This is a genomic window from Streptomyces sp. HUAS MS02 (assembly GCF_055702265.1).
Genome location: NZ_CM146747.1, coordinates 9,360,166 through 9,375,650, shown reverse-complemented (window position 1 = coordinate 9,375,650; position 15,485 = coordinate 9,360,166). Strand labels below are relative to the sequence as shown.

The window sequence follows — 15,485 nt, the reverse complement described above, 5'->3', positions numbered from 1 at the left end:
AGCGACGGCGGGCGCCCGGAATCTCGTTGCGGGTGATCGCGCCCGGCGGCTGGCGTCGCCGGGCGCCGCCCGTTCGCCCCGACCTTCCCGGAGGCCCGTTGTCCCGGGCGTCACCCACCTCACCGACCCCGCCGTCACCCCGTCACCCCGTCACCCCGTCGAGCCGTCACCCCGTCGAGCCGTCGAGCCGTCGAGCCGTCGGCTCGCCTGGCTGGCGACCGGCGAGGACGGCACTCCCTTCGGGACGGCCTTCCTGCGGCTGTTCACCAAGGAGGGCCAGACCCATCTCGCGGAGTTGGACGTCTCCGTGCACCCGGCCGAGCGGCGGCGGGGCGTCGGCACGGCGCTGCTCGACGCGGCGATCGTCTCGGCCCGGTACGACCGGCGCCGCGCCGTCATCGCCCAGGCCGAACGGGGCTCCCCCTGCGACGCGTTCCTCGCGGCGCGCGGCTTTCGCCGGGTGCCGACCCTGACGTACGCCCGGCTCGAATTTGCCGGGATCGACCCGGACCACCTCACCCGGATCCTCGAACAACCCTGCCCGGGCCACCACTTGACCCGGGGGCCGGGCGTCGTACCGCCTGAGGTCGCCCGCGCCTACGCCGCCCCGCGCCGCGCTATGGACAACATGCCGATGGGCGACACCGACTACGGCAAGGTCGTCTGGGACGTCGAGGGGGTCGTGGCGGCCGCCGAGGCGATCACGCGGCGCGGCGACACGCTGCACCCGGTGGCCGCCGTGCACACGTCGAGCAGCACGGTCGTCGGCTTCTCGGAGCTGGTCCTGGGGTGACGGCAAGGGCGAGGGGCAGCACTACGGCACGGCCGTGCTGCCCGAGCACCGGGGCCACGGTCTCGGGCCGCGGATGAAGGCGGAGGCGATCGGCCACGCCCTGGCCCCGGACCTGGCTCTGCTCACCGACACCGCCGAGGAGAACCTCCCCATGCGCCAGGTCAACGACGCGCTCGGCCACCGGCCGACGCACTCGGCGATCGAGTACCAGCTCGACCTGTGACCGGTACTCAGGCCGCGGCCGCGCTGCCCACCGCGTACTCGTACGGCGTGGTGGTCGTGAGCGGCTCGAACCCCAGGCGGGCCAGGATCGGGCGGCTGCGGGCCAACGCGTCGACCTGGACGTAGCGGTAGCCGCGGTCGGCCGCGACGCGGGCCCGGTGCGCGACCAGGGCCCGGTAGACACCCCGGCCGCGCCAGCCCTCGACGGTGCCACCGCCCCAGAGCCCGGCGAAACGGGTGTGGGGCAGCAGCTCCATCCGGGCAGCGCTCACCGGTACGTCCCCGGCGAGCGCCACGACGGCCACGACCGACTCGGTGTCGCCGGTGAGCTGGGCCAGCAACTGGTGACGCATCCGGGAGCTGTCCGTGCCGAAGGCCTTCTCGTGGACGTCGGCCACCAGGTCCACGCCCGCGCGGTCGGTGACCGGCAGGATCCGTACGCCCTCGGGCGGCTCGACGTCGAGGGTCAGGTCGGCGACCTCGGCGACCATCAGCGTCTCCTCCGGAGCGGGCGTGAAACCGGCCGTGCGCAGGCGTCTGCCCAGGTCGACGGGGAGATCGTGGCCGTACAGCTTCCATTCGAAGTCGCGTCCGAGCCCGGAGAAGTACCGGATCTGCTCGGTGATCGCCGCGTCCGCGCCCGTCTCGTCCAGGTCGGACCAGACGACACCGCTCCAGCCCTGCTCGGAACCGACCTGGCGCACCACCCCGCCCACGCGCTCGATCCGGGCCCCGGGCCCGTCGGGGCGGGCGCCCTCTCGCATGTCCCGGTCGAACAGTGCCAGCACAGCAGCGTGATCCATGGTGCTCACTCCATCACCAGTCGTTCGCCCTGGCAACGGAATTCATCCGCTTTCTCGCCACTCGGTGGTGCTAGGGGCGGGTCCCGGAGCCCGAGGCGGTCGGGCGGGCGGGAATCCCACCGGCGGTTCCACGCCAAAACCCTCGGTGATGCGGTCGAGGACGACTGGGACCGGCGGGAGGGGGCAGGCGGTCCGGGTTCAGTCGTCGTCGTCCGGAGACCTCGCAGCGATGCCCGAAGACGTGGTGCAGCACCCCCGCCCCTCCCCCGCCGCCCCACCCGAGGGGAAGGCACCCCGGGCGGGGCGGACCTCACGGGACCCGTACTTCGACAACGCGAAGTACCTCACCATCGTCCTGGTGGCCTGCGGGCACGCGTGGGAGCCGCTGACGTACGGCAGTCGGGCGGCCACGGCCGCCTACCTGACGGTCTACGCGTTCCACATGCCGGCCTTCGCCCTGATCTCCGGGTACTTCTCGCGGAGTTTCGACATGGCGCCCGGCCGGCTGAAACGGCTGCTGACGGGCGTGGCCCTGCCGTACGTCGTGTTCGAGACGGCGTACACGCTCTTCTACCGGTGGGCGCAGGACGACCCGGGCTATCCGCTGAGCCTGCTGGACCCCTGGTACGTGATGTGGTTCCTGGTCGCGCTCTTCGTCTGGCGGCTGACCACACCGCTGTGGCTGATGCTGCGTCACCCCCTGCCGGTCGCGCTGGCCCTGGCGACGCTGGCGGCGGTCTCACCGGATCTCGGCGGCGACGTCTCCATCCAGCGGGTGCTGGGTTTCCTGCCGTTCTTCGTGCTGGGCCTGACCCTGCGGCCCTCGCACTTCGAACGGCTGCGCACGCGCCGGGTACGGCTGTCGCTGCTCCCGGTCGGTCTCGGGGCGCTCGTGGTGGCGTACGGGGTGGCTCCGTGGTTCGACGCGGGCTGGTTCTACCACCGGGGCAGCGTCACCGGCCAGGGCGTCACCCGCTGGGCCGGCCTGCTGACCACGCCCGCCCTGTTCGCTCTGGCGGTGCTGCTGACGGCATGCTTCCTGGCCTGGGTGCCGGGTAGGCACCTGTGGTTCACGGCGCTGGGCGCGGGCACGATGTACGGCTATCTGCTGCACGGCTTCGTGATCAAGTGGGCGCGTTTCCGGGACTGGTACGCCGTCGAGTGGCTGCACACCCCGCTCGGGGAACTCACGGTCACGGCGGTGGCGGTCGGCGGCATCACGCTGCTGTGCACCTCCCCCGTACGGGCCGCGCTCCGCTGTGTCGTCGAGCCACGCATGGAGTGGGCGTTCAGGAAGAGCGACGCCGCCCCGCCGGGCGACGCCGCTCCCGCCTCCACGGAGGCCCGACCGGAGGCTTCCCCTGAGGCCCGGCGGGAGGCTTCCCCTGAGGCCCGGCAGGAGGCCCCTAGCCGAGCTCCAGGGTCGTGACCCCGAAGACCCGCTCCGCCGCGTACGGCCGGATCGGGCCGGTGTACATACGGGCCGTCTCGAAGGACGGCGTCAGCCCGTACTCCTCGACGAGCGCCACGGCGGCCCTGTTCGGCTCCGGCACGTCGACGGCCAGCTCACGGCCGTCGGCCTCGGCGGCGAGCCCGGCGAACAGCGCGCGGGCGTCCGCGGCGGTGTCGGCGAACAGGGGTCCGATGCGCAGGGCGTCCCGGCCGGGCCGGATGACGCCGTAGCCGGTCAGCCGCCCGTCGACGATCCGCGCGAGGGCCCGGTGTCCGTCGGCGGTCAGCCAGCGCTCCAGGAAGCGGGGGCGGTCGGCCGGGTGGCAGGCGCTGTCGTACGCCGCGAGGAGCCGGGCGTCGTCGACGGGCCGTACATCGCCCGATACGGCGGTCCGCGGCACCACGCCGGAGTACCGGAAGGTGCGATGGGCGGGCTCGAAGCCGGACTGGCGGTAGTTGTCCTGCTGCGCGACCACGCCGTCGAGGCCCACGGTGCGGTCGCCCGCGTGGGCGAGCGCGGTCTTCCAGGTGGTGAGGCCGTGGCCCTGGCCGCGCAGGTCCGGGCGGACCAGGTAGAAGCCGAGGAAGGCGTAGTCGTCGCCGTAGGTGACGACGGAGACGGCGGAGACCGGTTCCCCGCCGAGCCGGCCGATGAAGAAGCCCTCGGGGTCCTGTGCGAAGAAGCACGCCGGGTCCGACAGACCCGGGTTCCAGCCCTCGTCCCCCGCCCATCGGGCGACCACCGCCCAGTCGTCGACGCCGGCCCGGGTGACGACGAGGTCCTGATGGCCCGGAGAGGTCATCTCTGCGCTCCTTCGCTGAGGTCGCGAGTGCGCGGCCGCCGTGCGACCGCGGGCAACGGTGGTCGGCCGTGCCCCGCAGCATCCTCGCCGAAGCCCGTTCACGCCCGCGACGCCGGAAACGGCCGACCTCGCGGCGCGGCTTGGCCGGTCCGGCGGCCGGTTTCACGCTTACGAGCGACCCCGCGCACCGCCGGTGGGACCTCCTGGCGCGGCGCAGAGTACGGCACTCCCGGACGGTCCGCCCGCCGGGAGGCGTGGCCCCGGGGGGCCGCCTATGGTGATCCGGGGGTCGTCCCCGGCCGCCCCGGCCGGGCTTCCCTGGAGGCACGCATGCGGTCCACGCACAGACGGCGCCCTCTCACCGGAGCCGCGGTCGCCGTGCTCGCCCTGCTGGGCGCCGGGCTGCCCGCCCTGACGGCGGGCGCCGACGACGACCAGGACGACGCCCGGCCCGACCTGAGCCGCTTCTACGACCAGAAGATCAAGTGGTCGAAGTGCGAGGGCGTGGAGATGCCCCGGGATCTGCGCTGCGGCAAGGTCACCGTGCCGCTCGACTACAACCGGCCCCAGGCGGGCACCCTCGACCTGGCGATGGCCCGCTATCGGGCCACCGGCGACGCACGCGGCTCGCTGCTGCTGAACTTCGGCGGCCCCGGCGGCCCGGGGGTCCCCGAACTCGCCTACGGCGGCGAGGACTTCATGGATCTCACCAAGGGCTACGACGTCGTGACCTTCGACCCGCGCGGAGTGGGCCGCTCCTCCCCGGTCAGCTGCGGCGACGGCACCGACGAGGCCCTGGAGGCCACCGACGGCGGTGAGGACGCCGACGACCCGGGGACCGCGCTCGCAAGGCTGCGGCGGGCCGCCGCCGAGTGCCGCGAGAACTCGGGACCGGTGCTGCCGCACATAGGCACCCGCAACGCCGCCCGCGACCTCGACGTCATGCGCGCCGCCCTCGGCGACAAGAAGCTCAACTACCTCGGTTTCTCGTACGGCACCCGGCTGGGCGCGGTGTACGCCGCACAGTTCCCCCAGCGGGTGGGCCGGATGGCGCTCGACGGGGTGGACACCCTGAGCGAACCGCTGACCGAGCAGGGTCTGGTGGGCGCCCAGGGCCAGCAGAAGGCGCTGGAGGACTACCTCGACGCCTGCACCGAGGAGCTGACGTGCCCGTTCGGGCAGGACGCCCGCTCCGCCCGTGAGCAGGTCGTGGCGCTGGTCGACTCGCTGGACGAGCATCCCCTGCCGTCGGACTTCGGGCCGGACTTCACGGGCCAGGACCTGGTGGGCGCCATCGGCCACGCCCTCTACAGCGAACAGCTGTGGCCCATGCTCACCCAGGCGCTGAACATGCTCGTCCACGACGGCGACACGCGCGGCGTCATGGCGCTCACCGGCGGCGGCTTCGCCCCGCCCACCACCCCGTACCGCATCGCCCCGCCGGCCACCCCGTACAGCGTCACGGCGCCGGCCACCCCGTACAGCATCACGGCGCCGGCCACCCCGTACCGCGTCGCGGCACCGGGCCGCCCGCACGAACCCCCCGATCCCACTCCGTCCGCCTCCGCGACCCCGCACGACGGGCTGGTCGACATCGAGGAGATCCCGCTGGACAACCTCCCCGCCGCGCTCATGGCGATCAACTGCGCCGACGACCCCGACCGGCCCTCCGCCAAAAAGATCACCGCCAATCTGCGGGACCTGCGCGCCGCCTACGAGGACGCCTCCCCCGTGTTCGGCCGGTACCGGCTCACCCAGGTGCTGATGTGCTACGGCCGCCCCGCGGGCAGCGACTACATCCGCGAGGAGGTACGGGACGTCGACACCCCGAAGATGCTGCTCGTGGGCACCCGGGGCGATCCGGCCACTCCGTACCGCTGGACCGTGGAGACGGCGAAGCGGCTCGGCCCCTCGGCGGTCGTCCTGGACAACAAGGGCAGGGGACACACCGGCTACGGGTCGTCGAAGTGCGTGCACGCGAAGGTCGACGACTTCCTGCTGTTCGGGACACTGCCCGACGACGGAAGTTCCTGCGGGGTCGACGACTGAGCATCGGGCGCGCGACACGGGCGCAATCGGTACAACCCCGGGCGCATCTTGCTCGTCACACTGGGCAGACGTCACGTTTGCGCGTGCCGTACCCGTATGTGACCGAACCTGGGGGAATCCACCGATGCGTATCCGTTCCCTGCTCACCGTCTCCACCGTGGCCACCGCCGGCGCCGCGCTCCTGCTCACCGCCGCCCCTCAGGGGCTCGCCACCCAGCCCGCCGCGAAGACACCGGTCTGCAAGTCGAAGGTCCTCAAGCTGGGCGCCAAGCAGGCGAAGGACACGCGGATCGTGCACATCAGCGTCAAGAACACCAGCAGCCGCACCTGCACGATCGACCGCCTTCCCGTCGTCAACTTCGGCGACCTCGACGGGGCGGCCCAGCCGGTGCCGTCCGGCCAGAGCGGCCCGTACAAGGTCGGCGCGGGGAAGACGGTGTACGCCGCGGTCCGCACGATCGCCGACCTCAAGGACCCCGAGGCGCGTCGCGTCGGCACGATCACCGTGTCGGCCAACCCCAACCTCTACGGCCGCACGTTCACGCTGAAGCAGCTGGGCGCCACCAGGAAGGTGAAGGTCTGGGAGCCGGTGACGACCTGGTGGAAGCCGTCCAAGGCCGCCGCCGACAAAGCACTGAAGAAGGAAGTGGGCTGACCCGCACGGCGGCCGCCGCGCCGCGGAGCCCGTCGGCGCGCACCCTCACCGGTGCGCTCCGGCGGGCTCGTTCGCTGCTCCGCCGCGCCTGTCGAGGAGGTCCGGACGGAGGATCCGATACCCCAAATGCCCGATACGCGAATCAGTCCTATCGTGAAGGAATGGAGCATGCCCTCAGCCCCGCGACCCTCATCGAACTGCGCCGCCCGCGGCCCTACCCGGCGGTCTCGGTACTGACGCCGACGCACCGCCGAGAGCCCGAGAACGCCCAGGACCCGGTCCGGCTGCGCAATGTCGTGGCCGAGGCCAAGAAGCGACTGGAGCACGATCCCGCCGTCACCCGGGAGCGGCGCCACGACGTCGTCGAACAGCTGGACCGGGCGCTGGCCGAAGTGGACCTGACGCACGCCGAGGACGGCCTGGTGATCTTCGCCGCGCCCGGTGAGCACCAGGTCTGGTCGCTGACCCGCCCGGTGCCGGAGCGCGTGGTGCTCTCGGACACCTTCCTCACCCGGAACCTGGTGGCGGCGCAGGCCGCCGAGCGGCCGTTCTGGGTGCTCGCGGTCTCCGCCGACCGCGTCACCCTGTGGAACGGCGGCGGCGACCGTGTCACCGAGGCGCACGTCGGCGGGTTCCCGATGACCAGGGACCGCGACAACTTCGACGCCGAGCGGCAGGAACGGATCGGTGACCTGCCGTCCGCCTACCGCGACGAGGACACCCGGCACTTCCTCCGCGACGCCGACACCGCGTTCGCCCGGGTGCTGCGCACCCGGCAGCGGCCCCTCTACGTCACCGGCGAGACGGCGGCGCTGTCCCTGCTCGACGAGATCGGCACGGTCACCAGGGACGCCACCCACGTCCCCCACGGCGGTCTCGCGCACGGCACCCCGGAGGCCGTGTGGCAGGCGGTGGGGCCCGTGATCGCCGCCGAGGACCGCAGGAGCGTCGACACCGTGGCACGGCGGCTCGAAGCGGCGCGCGGTCACAAGACGTTCGCCGCGGGCGTCGACGAGGTCCGTCAGAACGCGCGGCAGGGCCGGATCCAGCTCCTGGCCGTCGAGGAGAACTTCCAGGCGGCCGTGCGCGCGGACGGCGGCAGCACGGACGGGCATCTCGTGCCGGCCGAGAGCGGCGACCTCGACGTCCGCGAGGACATCGTGGACGAGATCGTCGAGCGCTGTCTGGACACCGGTGCCGAGGTCCGCTTCGTCCCCGACGGCGCGCTCGGCGACGCCCGGGGCATCGCGGGCGTCCTGCGCTACTGAGCCACACCCCGCGTCCACCGCGGCGCCACCGGGAGGGATGTCAGACCCCCCGCAGGAGGGACGTCAGTCCCCGGTCGAGCGCGGGGCCCACCTCCTCGCTCCCGGCGGCGACGACGGTGTAGCTGCGCAGCAGGAAGCGCTGCAGTGCCGCCTTCTCGAACCGGAGCAGCGCCATGCCGTACGGGGAGTGCAGCTCCACCACCGTGCGGAACCGGCCGCCCGGCCGGATGTGCACGTCGCCGGCGCCCGCGGGGGCGCGCACGCCCTCCTCCAGCAGTCCGCGGGAGAACGTCCAGGTCACCATGGAGCCGTTCAGCGAGATGTCGGCCGGGAAGTCGAGGTGCACGGCCAGCGGATCGTCGGAGGAATAGCGCAGGCTCGCGGGCACCGGGATCTCCCGGTCCTCCTCGGTGACGAGGAGCGCGCGGGCGGGCTGTTCCAGCGTGACGGTCATGAACGGTCTCCGTTTCGGATGAAGCTCTTCCTGCCGAGAGGTTTCGCAGGACGCGACCTCCTGGATTCATCTCTGTGACCCATGTCACTCGCGAACCCGGGGAAGCGCTCGCACATACGCCCCTCGAACAGGGGAATGAAAGACAGGTGAGTGCGGTCGACGACCCGTCAAGTCGCTTACGATTCCTACGACTTGGACCCTCGGGACGCGTATCGAACCGCAGTGGGCACCCCCGACCGCGAGGACGGTGGCATATGCCGGAAGCACCGCCGTATCGTGTCTTGCCAAATCCCTTACAGCGCGTGCGGGCCTGTGCAACAGTCGTAATCGGCCCTTACGTCAGCGTTGGTCGTACCGTCCCCCATCGGAGTACGTGATGCCGTCCCCTCTCTCTGCGGATCGTCCCGCCGCCCAGCCGCCCCGACGCGGCACGGTCGACGCGCTCATCTCGCAGACGCGACGGCTGCGGGGCGACGTGGACGCCGTACGACGCGACGCGGCCGCCGACGAAGCCGATCCCGAGATCCGCTGGCAGCGGGCGCTCTACGAGCTGGCCCTGCATCAACTGAGCGACCTCGACGACCACTTGGCGCAGCTGCGGGACGGCCCTGCCCCGCCGCCCGCCCCCGCGGCCACGGCCGGTCTCCCGGTCGCGCCACCCCCGGCCTCCCGGCGCGAATCGCTGCTCAGCCGCGTCGGCAGCGCCGAGTGGAACCTCCTGACGGACGAGGCGAGCTGGTCCGGTGAGCTGTTCCAGATCCTCGGCCGCGACCCGGCCGCCCCGCCGCTCACCCTGGACGAACTGCCGTCGCTGGTCCACGACGAGGACCGTCCGCGGCTGACGGCGATGGTCACGGACTGCCTCATCGACGCCAAGCGCATCGACGGGGAGTTCCGGATCGTGCTCCCCGACGGCGGGGTGCGCACCGTGCACATGATGGGCGAGCCCGTGCTCGACGACGACGGCGGTACGGCCTCCATGTGGGCCGTCCTGCGGGACGTCAGCGAACTGCGGCGCAGCCAGCGGGCGGTGAGCGAGACCCGTGACTCGCTGCACCGTGAGCGGCACATCGCGCAGACCGAGCACCGGCTCGCGGTCGAGCTGCAGGAGGCCGTGCTGCCGCCGTGGCGCGGCCCTCTGCGGCTCCCGCAGCGGGGCCCCGAGATGCTGGACCTGGCCGCCCACTACCTGCCCTGCTCGACGAGCGCGCTGATCGGCGGCGACTGGTACGACGCCCTCGAACTGCCGGGCGGTGACAGCCTGTTGAGCGTCGGTGACCTCACCGGTCACGGTGTCACCGTTACCTCGGGCATGGCGATGCTGATCGGCGCGCTCCGCGGCATGGCGATGTCGGGAACCGAACCGGGCCGGCTGATGGCCTGTCTCAACCAGTTACTGGACTCCACCGTGCAGCCGGCGCTCGGCAGCGCGGTCTGCTGCCGCTACCGGCCGGCGACCCGCACCCTCGTCTGGGCGCAGGCCGGGCACCCCGCCCCGCTGCTGTTCCGCGACGGGACGGGGCGCGTGCTGCCCCCGCCGGACGGAGTCCTGCTCGGAGCGACCTCCGGAGCCGTCTACGGGCAGGCCGAAGTGACGCTCGAACAGGGCGATCTGCTGCTCCTGCACACCGATGGACTGGTCCCCCGGCGGGACGGAGAGGCAGCCGTCCAGCGGCTGTTGGACCTGGCCCCCCGGTTCGGCGAGGCGCGTACGGCCCAGGAATGTGTCCGGACGGTGGTGGAGGAGTTCGGCGAGAGGGAGCGTATGGACGACGCGTGCGTGCTCGTCGCCCGGGTCAGCTCCTGAGGAACGGGCCACTCACCCGCACGCCGCCCCTCACCCTCACGCCGGGGGTGATGCCCTCACGCCGGGGCGATGTCGCCCCTGTTCTTCGGCAGCGAGGCCCTCGGCTGGGGCTTGGGCAGGGAGAGCTGGATCTCCTCCCGCAGATCCTGGATCTTCGGATAGCCGGCGTACTGACCGGTGAGCCGGTACATCTCACGCAGCCGGTCCCAGGTGCGGTGCGAGGAGTTGGAGCCCATCGACGCCAGCGCCAGACGCGCGTACCCGCTCGCCTGCTCCGGGTCGTCGCCGATGAAGCAGGCCGAGGCCATCGACAGGTAGTCGAAGATCTGCGACCTCCCCTGGGCGTTCGTCCTGAGGTCCAACGCCTTCTCCGCGTAGTGCCGGGCGTGCTGCGCCGCCGCCGGTTCGTGCTCCGCGAGGGTGCGGTAGGCCAGGGCCTGCATGCCGTACAGATCCGCCTCGTTGAACATCTGCATCCAGCTCGGCGGCGGCACGTCCCCACGGTCGGAGACGAACAGGTCCTCGGCCTGGCCCAGCGTGCGGCGCATGGCCTGGCCCTTGCCCATGGAGGCCTGCGCCCAGGCCTCGACGGTGTGCAGCATGGCCTTGGTGCGCGGCAGGACCTGGTCGCCCGACCCGGACTGGGCGAGTTTCATGAGGTCCAGCGCCTCGTCGGGTTTCCCGAGGTGCACCAGTTGTCGGGCCGCCCGGGAGAGGGCCTCGCCGGCGCGGGGCCGGTCACCGCCCTCCCTGGCGGCGTGGGCGGCGATGATGAAGTACTTCTGGGCGGTGGGTTCGAGGCCGATGTCGTGCGACATCCAGCCGGCGAGGACGGCGAGGTTGGCGGCGACGCCCCACAGGCGCCGCTGGAGGTGTTCGGGGTGACGGTAGGAGAGCATGCCTCCCACCTCGTTGAGCTGTCCCACGACAGCCTTGCGTTGCAGCCCGCCGCCGCGGGCCGCGTCCCAGGCCCGGAACACCTCGACCGAGCGCTCCAGTTCCTCGATCTCCTGCGACCCGATGGGGGCGGCCTCGTATCGGTCGAACCCGGCGGGGTCGGCGTGCAGGGGGTTGTCGAGGTCGGGGGCGCCGGCCGCGAGGGCCGGGTCGGTGTGCAGCCAGTCGTGCATGGCGCTGCTGAGTGCGGATCCCGCGGTGAGCGCGACGCCCGCACCCACCAAGCCGCGTCGGTTGAGCATGAGGTCCATTCCCGTGAATTCGGTGAGGACCGCGGCAGTCCGTTCGGGCGCCCACGGCACGCCGTCGGGATGTTCCACATTCCCGCCGCCCTGCCGTTTCCCCGTACGCCCGTGCCGGACCAGACCGAGGTCCTCGATGGTCACGACACGGCCGAGACGCTCGGTGAACAGCGCCGCCAGCACCCGTGGCACGGGATCGCGCGGGATCTCTCCCATGTCGATCCACCGCCGTACCCGTGAGGTGTCGGTCGCCAGCTGGGGGTGGCCCATGGCCGCCGCCTGCCGGTTGACCAGCCTCGCGAGCTCTCCCTTCGACCAGCCGGCCAGGCCGAACAGGTCTGCGAGTCGGGTGTTGGGTTGTCCGCTCACGTCAAGCCCCCAGGTTCTCGGCTGAGTTGAATGTAGCCCGCTGTCAGTTGCTCGGGGACTATTCGCCAGGCTTCGCCAGGGTGCGCTACATGGTGTGCCAGGGCCCATCCGGTGTCAGGTAGGAAAGCGCCACCCCGACCCGGTCGCCCCGACGGGCACTCCCCAGGGTGTCCCCGGTACGGCCGGGACGGGTGGCACGTGACCTGCCGGCACACGAAGGGATCTGTCCTCCCCCATGTACGCAGCATCGTCCTCCGTGTCCGCTCCTCCCCGGTCGCTGCACCCCCGCCAGCCGGGCAGCGGCGGCCCCTACCTCGACCCCACGCGTACGGCGGCCCCGGTGCTCGGCGGCCGGCCGCGGCGCGTGCCGGGGCTCGGCACCCAACCGCTCAGCGGGAGAATCGACTTGTCCGGCCCTCAGGGCGCGCAGCTGCGCACGGCGATCGCCTCGGTGCACCGCATCTGTCCGGAGTTCACTCCGGTCCAGGTGCTGCGCCGCAGCGGCCGCTCGGTGCTGCTCGTCGGTACCACAGGGCGAAGTACGGCCGTCGCCAAGTGTTTACTGGATCATTCCTCCATCTGGGAGGACCGGCTCCGGCACGAAATAGCCGCATACCGCTCGTTCGTCCGGCACCGCCCACCCGTGCGGGCGCCGAGGCTGATCGCGGCGGACCCGGACAACTGCACCCTGGTCATCGAGCGGATGCCGGGCCGGGTGGCGGCCCTGCAGCGGCATCCGGTGGAGGCGCCGCCGCGCGCCGACATCCGGGCGGCGCTCGGCGCGATCTGCCGGCTGAACGCGTGGCGGCCGCCGGTGGGGACGTTCGACGCCCCGCTGGACTACGCGGAGCGGATCTCCCGCTTCCATGAGCTGGGCCTGCTCACCGACCGGGACATGGGCGATCTGCAGAAGCTGCTGCACGGCATCGCGCACGCGTCCGGCCGTCAGGGCATGGGCCAGTTCTGTCACGGCGACGCCCTCCTGTCGAACATCCTGCTCTCACCGGCCGGTCCAGTGCTGGTGGACTGGGAGCACGCGGGCTGGTATCTGCCGGGGTACGACCTGGCGACGCTGTGGGCGGTGCTCGGGGACGCACCGGTGGCACGGCGGCAGATCAGCCAGCTGGCGCAGTCGGCGGGTCCGGCCTCCCGGGACGCGTTCCTGGTGAACCTGATGCTCGTACTGACCCGTGAGATCCGTACCTACGAGACGGCCGTGCAGCGTTCGATGCACGACTCGACCCCGGCGGCACCGGGTCAGGCCCACCCGGCTGCTGCGCCGTCCGGCGAGGAACAGCGGCTGCTGCTCAGGCGGCTGCACGACGACTGCCAGCTGGCCCGCAAGGCCGTACGGGCGGCGGTCGGTACTCGCTGAGGGGATACGAAGGTCCGCGGTGTGCCTGCGCAAGGGCCGCGCCGCGGGCCTTCGTCATGACCCGGGGGTGGTCGTGCGCCCGGCAATCACCGGGGAAGCGGCCTTCCGGGGGCATGATTGACGGATCGTCGGCCGACCGATAGCACGGAAGCGCTCCTCCGCACACGGGCCTCGCCCGCGGGAGGAGCCTTTGGTCTGCCACTCCGCCAACGCCCCACCGTCAGAGGAGGCCGCCTTGCGAGGATCCCCCACCGATCGCAGGCCCACCACCCGTCCCAGACGTGTCCGCCGAGCGGCGCTCGCCGCGGCTCCCGCCGTCCTGCTGCTGCCCCTGCTGGGCGCGGCCCCGCCGGAGAGCGGTTCCTCCTCCGGCGGTCTGCAGAGCGCGTTCACCGCCGCGGCCGAGAGGTACGGCGTACCGCGCAGCGTCCTGCTCGGCGTCTCGTACCTCCAGTCCCGCTGGGACGAGCACGGCGGCGCGCCCAGTGTGACCGGCGGCTACGGACCCATGCATCTCACCGACGCGCGCACGGCCCTGGCCGAGGCCCCGCACCACAGCGAGGGCACGGAGGACGCGCGCGGCGACGAGTCGCGCCCGCTGACCGTGCCGGAGGCGAAGCTGCCGGAGCCCTCCGAACTCCCGGACCGGCTGCGGACGTTGACGAAGGCGGCCGAGCTGACCGGTCTGCCCGCGCGGGAGCTGCGCACGGACGCCGAGGCGAACGTGGCGGGGGGTGCCGCGCTGCTCGCCGCCGCCCAGCGGCAGCTCGGCGCGGAACCGAGCGCCGATCCCGCGGACTGGTACGGGGCGGTGGCGCGCTTCTCGGGTGCCGACGACCGGGCCACGGCGGCGGCGTACGCGAACGAGGTGTTCGCGGTCATCCGTGCCGGCGCCGTGCGCGTCACGGACGCCGGTCAGCGGGTGGCCCTGGCGGCCGACCCGGACCTCGCGCCCGACACCGGGCAGCTGTCCCGGTCCGGACTGCGCGCGGCGGCCGCCGGGGCGGAGTGCCCGACCACGGTGGCCTGTGAGTGGATCCCGGCGCCGTACCAGGAGTTCGGGGACAACGACTACGGCAACCACGACCTGGCCGACCGGCCGAACTCGCAGCCCATCCGGTACATCGTCGTCCACGACACCGAGGGCTATTGGGACACCACGCTCGAACTGGTCCAGGACCCGACGTACGTGTCGTGGCAGTACTCGCTGCGCTCCACGGACGGGCACATCGCGCAGCACATCAAGCACAAGGACGTGGCCTGGCACGCCGGCAACTGGTACGTCAACGCGGGCTCGATCGGTCTGGAGCACGAGGGGTTCCTCGCCTCGCCGGACGCCTGGTACACGGAGGCGATGTACCGCTCGTCGGCGCGGCTGGTGAGGTACCTGGCCGACAGGTACGGCATCCCGCTGGACCGCCAGCACATCCTGGGCCATGACACCGTGCCCGGTCCGACGACGGCGACGATCCCGGGGATGCACACCGACCCGGGTCCGTACTGGGACTGGCGGCACTACTTCGAGCTGCTGGGCAAGCCGCTCGGAGCGACGTCCGGCGCCGACAGCACGATGGTGACGATCCTCCCGGACTACGCCGCCAACCGGCCGGTGTTCACCGGCTGCGGGTCCGGCGGCGCGACCTGCGCGGTGCACGGCTCCAGCGCCGTACGCCTCTACAGCCGCCCCGACGTGACCTCGCCCCTGATCAAGGACATCGGGCTGCGGCCGGACGGCAGCGGTTCGACGACCAATGTGAACGACCTCGGGTCCCGGGTCTCCACCGGGCAGCAGTACGCGGTGGCGGAGCGGCAGGGCGACTGGACGGCGATCTGGTTCCTGGGGCAGAAGGCCTGGTTCCAGAACCCGCCGGGCAAGCCGACGGCGGTCGGCGCGACCGGGCTGGTCGTGACGCCCCGGGACGGCCTGGCGGACATCCCGGTGTACGGCCGCGCCTACCCGGAGGCGTCCGCGTACCCGGCGGGGGTGCCCGCGCAGGCGGTGTCCCCGTGGCCGTACAAGCTCCTCAAGGGGCAGAAGTACGTCACCGGGGGCCTGGTGCCCGGCGAGTACTACTACGCCGTCACCTTCGACACGAGCGGACACCGGGTCGTGGTCGGCAAGGACCTCTACTACGAGATCCAGTTCGGTCACCGGGTGGCGTTCGTCAAGGCGGCGGATGTGCGGGTGCTGCCGGCCGGGTGAGCGGCGGGACGCCCGAGGGCACGAAGAGGGGCC

At 72.4% G+C, this 15,485-nt stretch carries 11 protein-coding genes and 1 pseudogene; 8 read left to right on the top strand and 4 right to left on the bottom strand.

All coding sequences use genetic code 11. The features are described from left to right. The first annotated feature begins 49 nt into the window (after nucleotides 1–49). Nucleotides 50–1,016, top strand: a pseudogene (locus ACZ9QC_RS40495) (GNAT family N-acetyltransferase). Between the two features lie 7 nt (nucleotides 1,017–1,023). Here the strand turns inward: ACZ9QC_RS40495 and ACZ9QC_RS40490 are convergent. Continuing rightward, nucleotides 1,024–1,818 carry a GNAT family N-acetyltransferase gene (locus ACZ9QC_RS40490; protein ID WP_472917678.1) on the bottom strand — a complete coding sequence of 265 codons (795 nt, stop codon included), beginning with the start codon at nucleotides 1,816–1,818 and terminating at the stop codon, nucleotides 1,024–1,026. Between the two features lie 229 nt (nucleotides 1,819–2,047). On the opposite strand from ACZ9QC_RS40490, the gene ACZ9QC_RS40485 reads away from it, so the two are divergent. Then, on the top strand, nucleotides 2,048–3,247 hold the full coding sequence (locus tag ACZ9QC_RS40485; protein WP_472917677.1) for an acyltransferase family protein: 1,200 nt from the start codon (nucleotides 2,048–2,050) through the stop codon (nucleotides 3,245–3,247). On the opposite strand, the gene ACZ9QC_RS40480 is transcribed toward ACZ9QC_RS40485, so the two are convergent. Further along, nucleotides 3,225–4,073 (bottom strand): GNAT family N-acetyltransferase, encoded by an 849-nt coding sequence (locus ACZ9QC_RS40480; RefSeq protein WP_472917676.1) that lies wholly within the window; start codon nucleotides 4,071–4,073, stop codon nucleotides 3,225–3,227. The genes ACZ9QC_RS40485 and ACZ9QC_RS40480 overlap by 23 nt on opposite strands. 330 nt (nucleotides 4,074–4,403) lie before the next feature. Between ACZ9QC_RS40480 and ACZ9QC_RS40475 the strand changes: the two genes are divergently transcribed. From ACZ9QC_RS40475 to ACZ9QC_RS40465, 3 genes are all read left to right on the top strand, one after another. Then, on the top strand, nucleotides 4,404–6,122 hold the full coding sequence (locus ACZ9QC_RS40475; protein WP_472917675.1) for an alpha/beta hydrolase: 1,719 nt from the start codon (nucleotides 4,404–4,406) through the stop codon (nucleotides 6,120–6,122). 124 nt (nucleotides 6,123–6,246) lie between these two features. Beyond that, complete coding sequence (locus ACZ9QC_RS40470) at nucleotides 6,247–6,777, top strand: DUF4232 domain-containing protein (RefSeq protein WP_472917674.1); 531 nt, start codon at nucleotides 6,247–6,249, stop codon at nucleotides 6,775–6,777. Nucleotides 6,778–6,938: 161 nt separating this feature from the next. Next, entirely contained in the window at nucleotides 6,939–8,045 is a 1,107-nt protein-coding gene (locus tag ACZ9QC_RS40465; RefSeq protein ID WP_472917673.1) for a baeRF3 domain-containing protein, read from the top strand. Between the two features lie 40 nt (nucleotides 8,046–8,085). On the opposite strand, the gene ACZ9QC_RS40460 is transcribed toward ACZ9QC_RS40465, so the two are convergent. Continuing rightward, nucleotides 8,086–8,499: an SsgA family sporulation/cell division regulator gene (locus ACZ9QC_RS40460; protein ID WP_472917672.1), complete on the bottom strand. Its 414-nt coding sequence runs from the start codon at nucleotides 8,497–8,499 to the stop codon at nucleotides 8,086–8,088. A gap of 376 nt (nucleotides 8,500–8,875) precedes the next feature. On the opposite strand from ACZ9QC_RS40460, the gene ACZ9QC_RS40455 reads away from it, so the two are divergent. Further along, on the top strand, nucleotides 8,876–10,306 hold the full coding sequence (locus ACZ9QC_RS40455; RefSeq protein ID WP_472917671.1) for a PP2C family protein-serine/threonine phosphatase: 1,431 nt from the start codon (nucleotides 8,876–8,878) through the stop codon (nucleotides 10,304–10,306). Between the two features lie 56 nt (nucleotides 10,307–10,362). On the opposite strand, the gene ACZ9QC_RS40450 is transcribed toward ACZ9QC_RS40455, so the two are convergent. Continuing rightward, entirely contained in the window at nucleotides 10,363–11,874 is a 1,512-nt protein-coding gene (locus ACZ9QC_RS40450) for a DNA-binding protein NsdB (protein ID WP_472917670.1), read from the bottom strand. A 235-nt stretch (nucleotides 11,875–12,109) separates the two neighbouring features. Here ACZ9QC_RS40450 and ACZ9QC_RS40445 point away from each other — a divergent pair, with 235 nt between their 5' ends. Together ACZ9QC_RS40445 and ACZ9QC_RS40440 are read left to right on the top strand one after the other, a co-directional pair. Beyond that, entirely contained in the window at nucleotides 12,110–13,249 is a 1,140-nt protein-coding gene (locus ACZ9QC_RS40445; RefSeq protein WP_472917669.1) for an aminoglycoside phosphotransferase family protein, read from the top strand. 235 nt (nucleotides 13,250–13,484) lie between these two features. Next, nucleotides 13,485–15,452: an N-acetylmuramoyl-L-alanine amidase gene (locus ACZ9QC_RS40440; protein ID WP_472917668.1), complete on the top strand. Its 1,968-nt coding sequence runs from the start codon at nucleotides 13,485–13,487 to the stop codon at nucleotides 15,450–15,452. Nucleotides 15,453–15,485 lie beyond the last annotated feature (33 nt).

Bases quoted from the DNA above. Each gene is read 5' to 3' on its own strand.
- ACZ9QC_RS40455 (WP_472917671.1), top strand. From the start codon at position 8,876: ATGCCGTCCCCTCTCTCTGCGGATCGTCCCGCCGCCCAGCCGCCCCGA.
- ACZ9QC_RS40460 (WP_472917672.1), bottom strand. From the start codon at position 8,499: ATGACCGTCACGCTGGAACAGCCCGCCCGCGCGCTCCTCGTCACCGAG.
- ACZ9QC_RS40480 (WP_472917676.1), bottom strand. From the start codon at position 4,073: ATGACCTCTCCGGGCCATCAGGACCTCGTCGTCACCCGGGCCGGCGTC.
- ACZ9QC_RS40485 (WP_472917677.1), top strand. From the start codon at position 2,048: ATGCCCGAAGACGTGGTGCAGCACCCCCGCCCCTCCCCCGCCGCCCCA.
- ACZ9QC_RS40465 (WP_472917673.1), top strand. From the start codon at position 6,939: ATGGAGCATGCCCTCAGCCCCGCGACCCTCATCGAACTGCGCCGCCCG.
- ACZ9QC_RS40490 (WP_472917678.1), bottom strand. From the start codon at position 1,818: ATGGATCACGCTGCTGTGCTGGCACTGTTCGACCGGGACATGCGAGAG.
- ACZ9QC_RS40475 (WP_472917675.1), top strand. From the start codon at position 4,404: ATGCGGTCCACGCACAGACGGCGCCCTCTCACCGGAGCCGCGGTCGCC.
- ACZ9QC_RS40470 (WP_472917674.1), top strand. From the start codon at position 6,247: ATGCGTATCCGTTCCCTGCTCACCGTCTCCACCGTGGCCACCGCCGGC.
- ACZ9QC_RS40445 (WP_472917669.1), top strand. From the start codon at position 12,110: ATGTACGCAGCATCGTCCTCCGTGTCCGCTCCTCCCCGGTCGCTGCAC.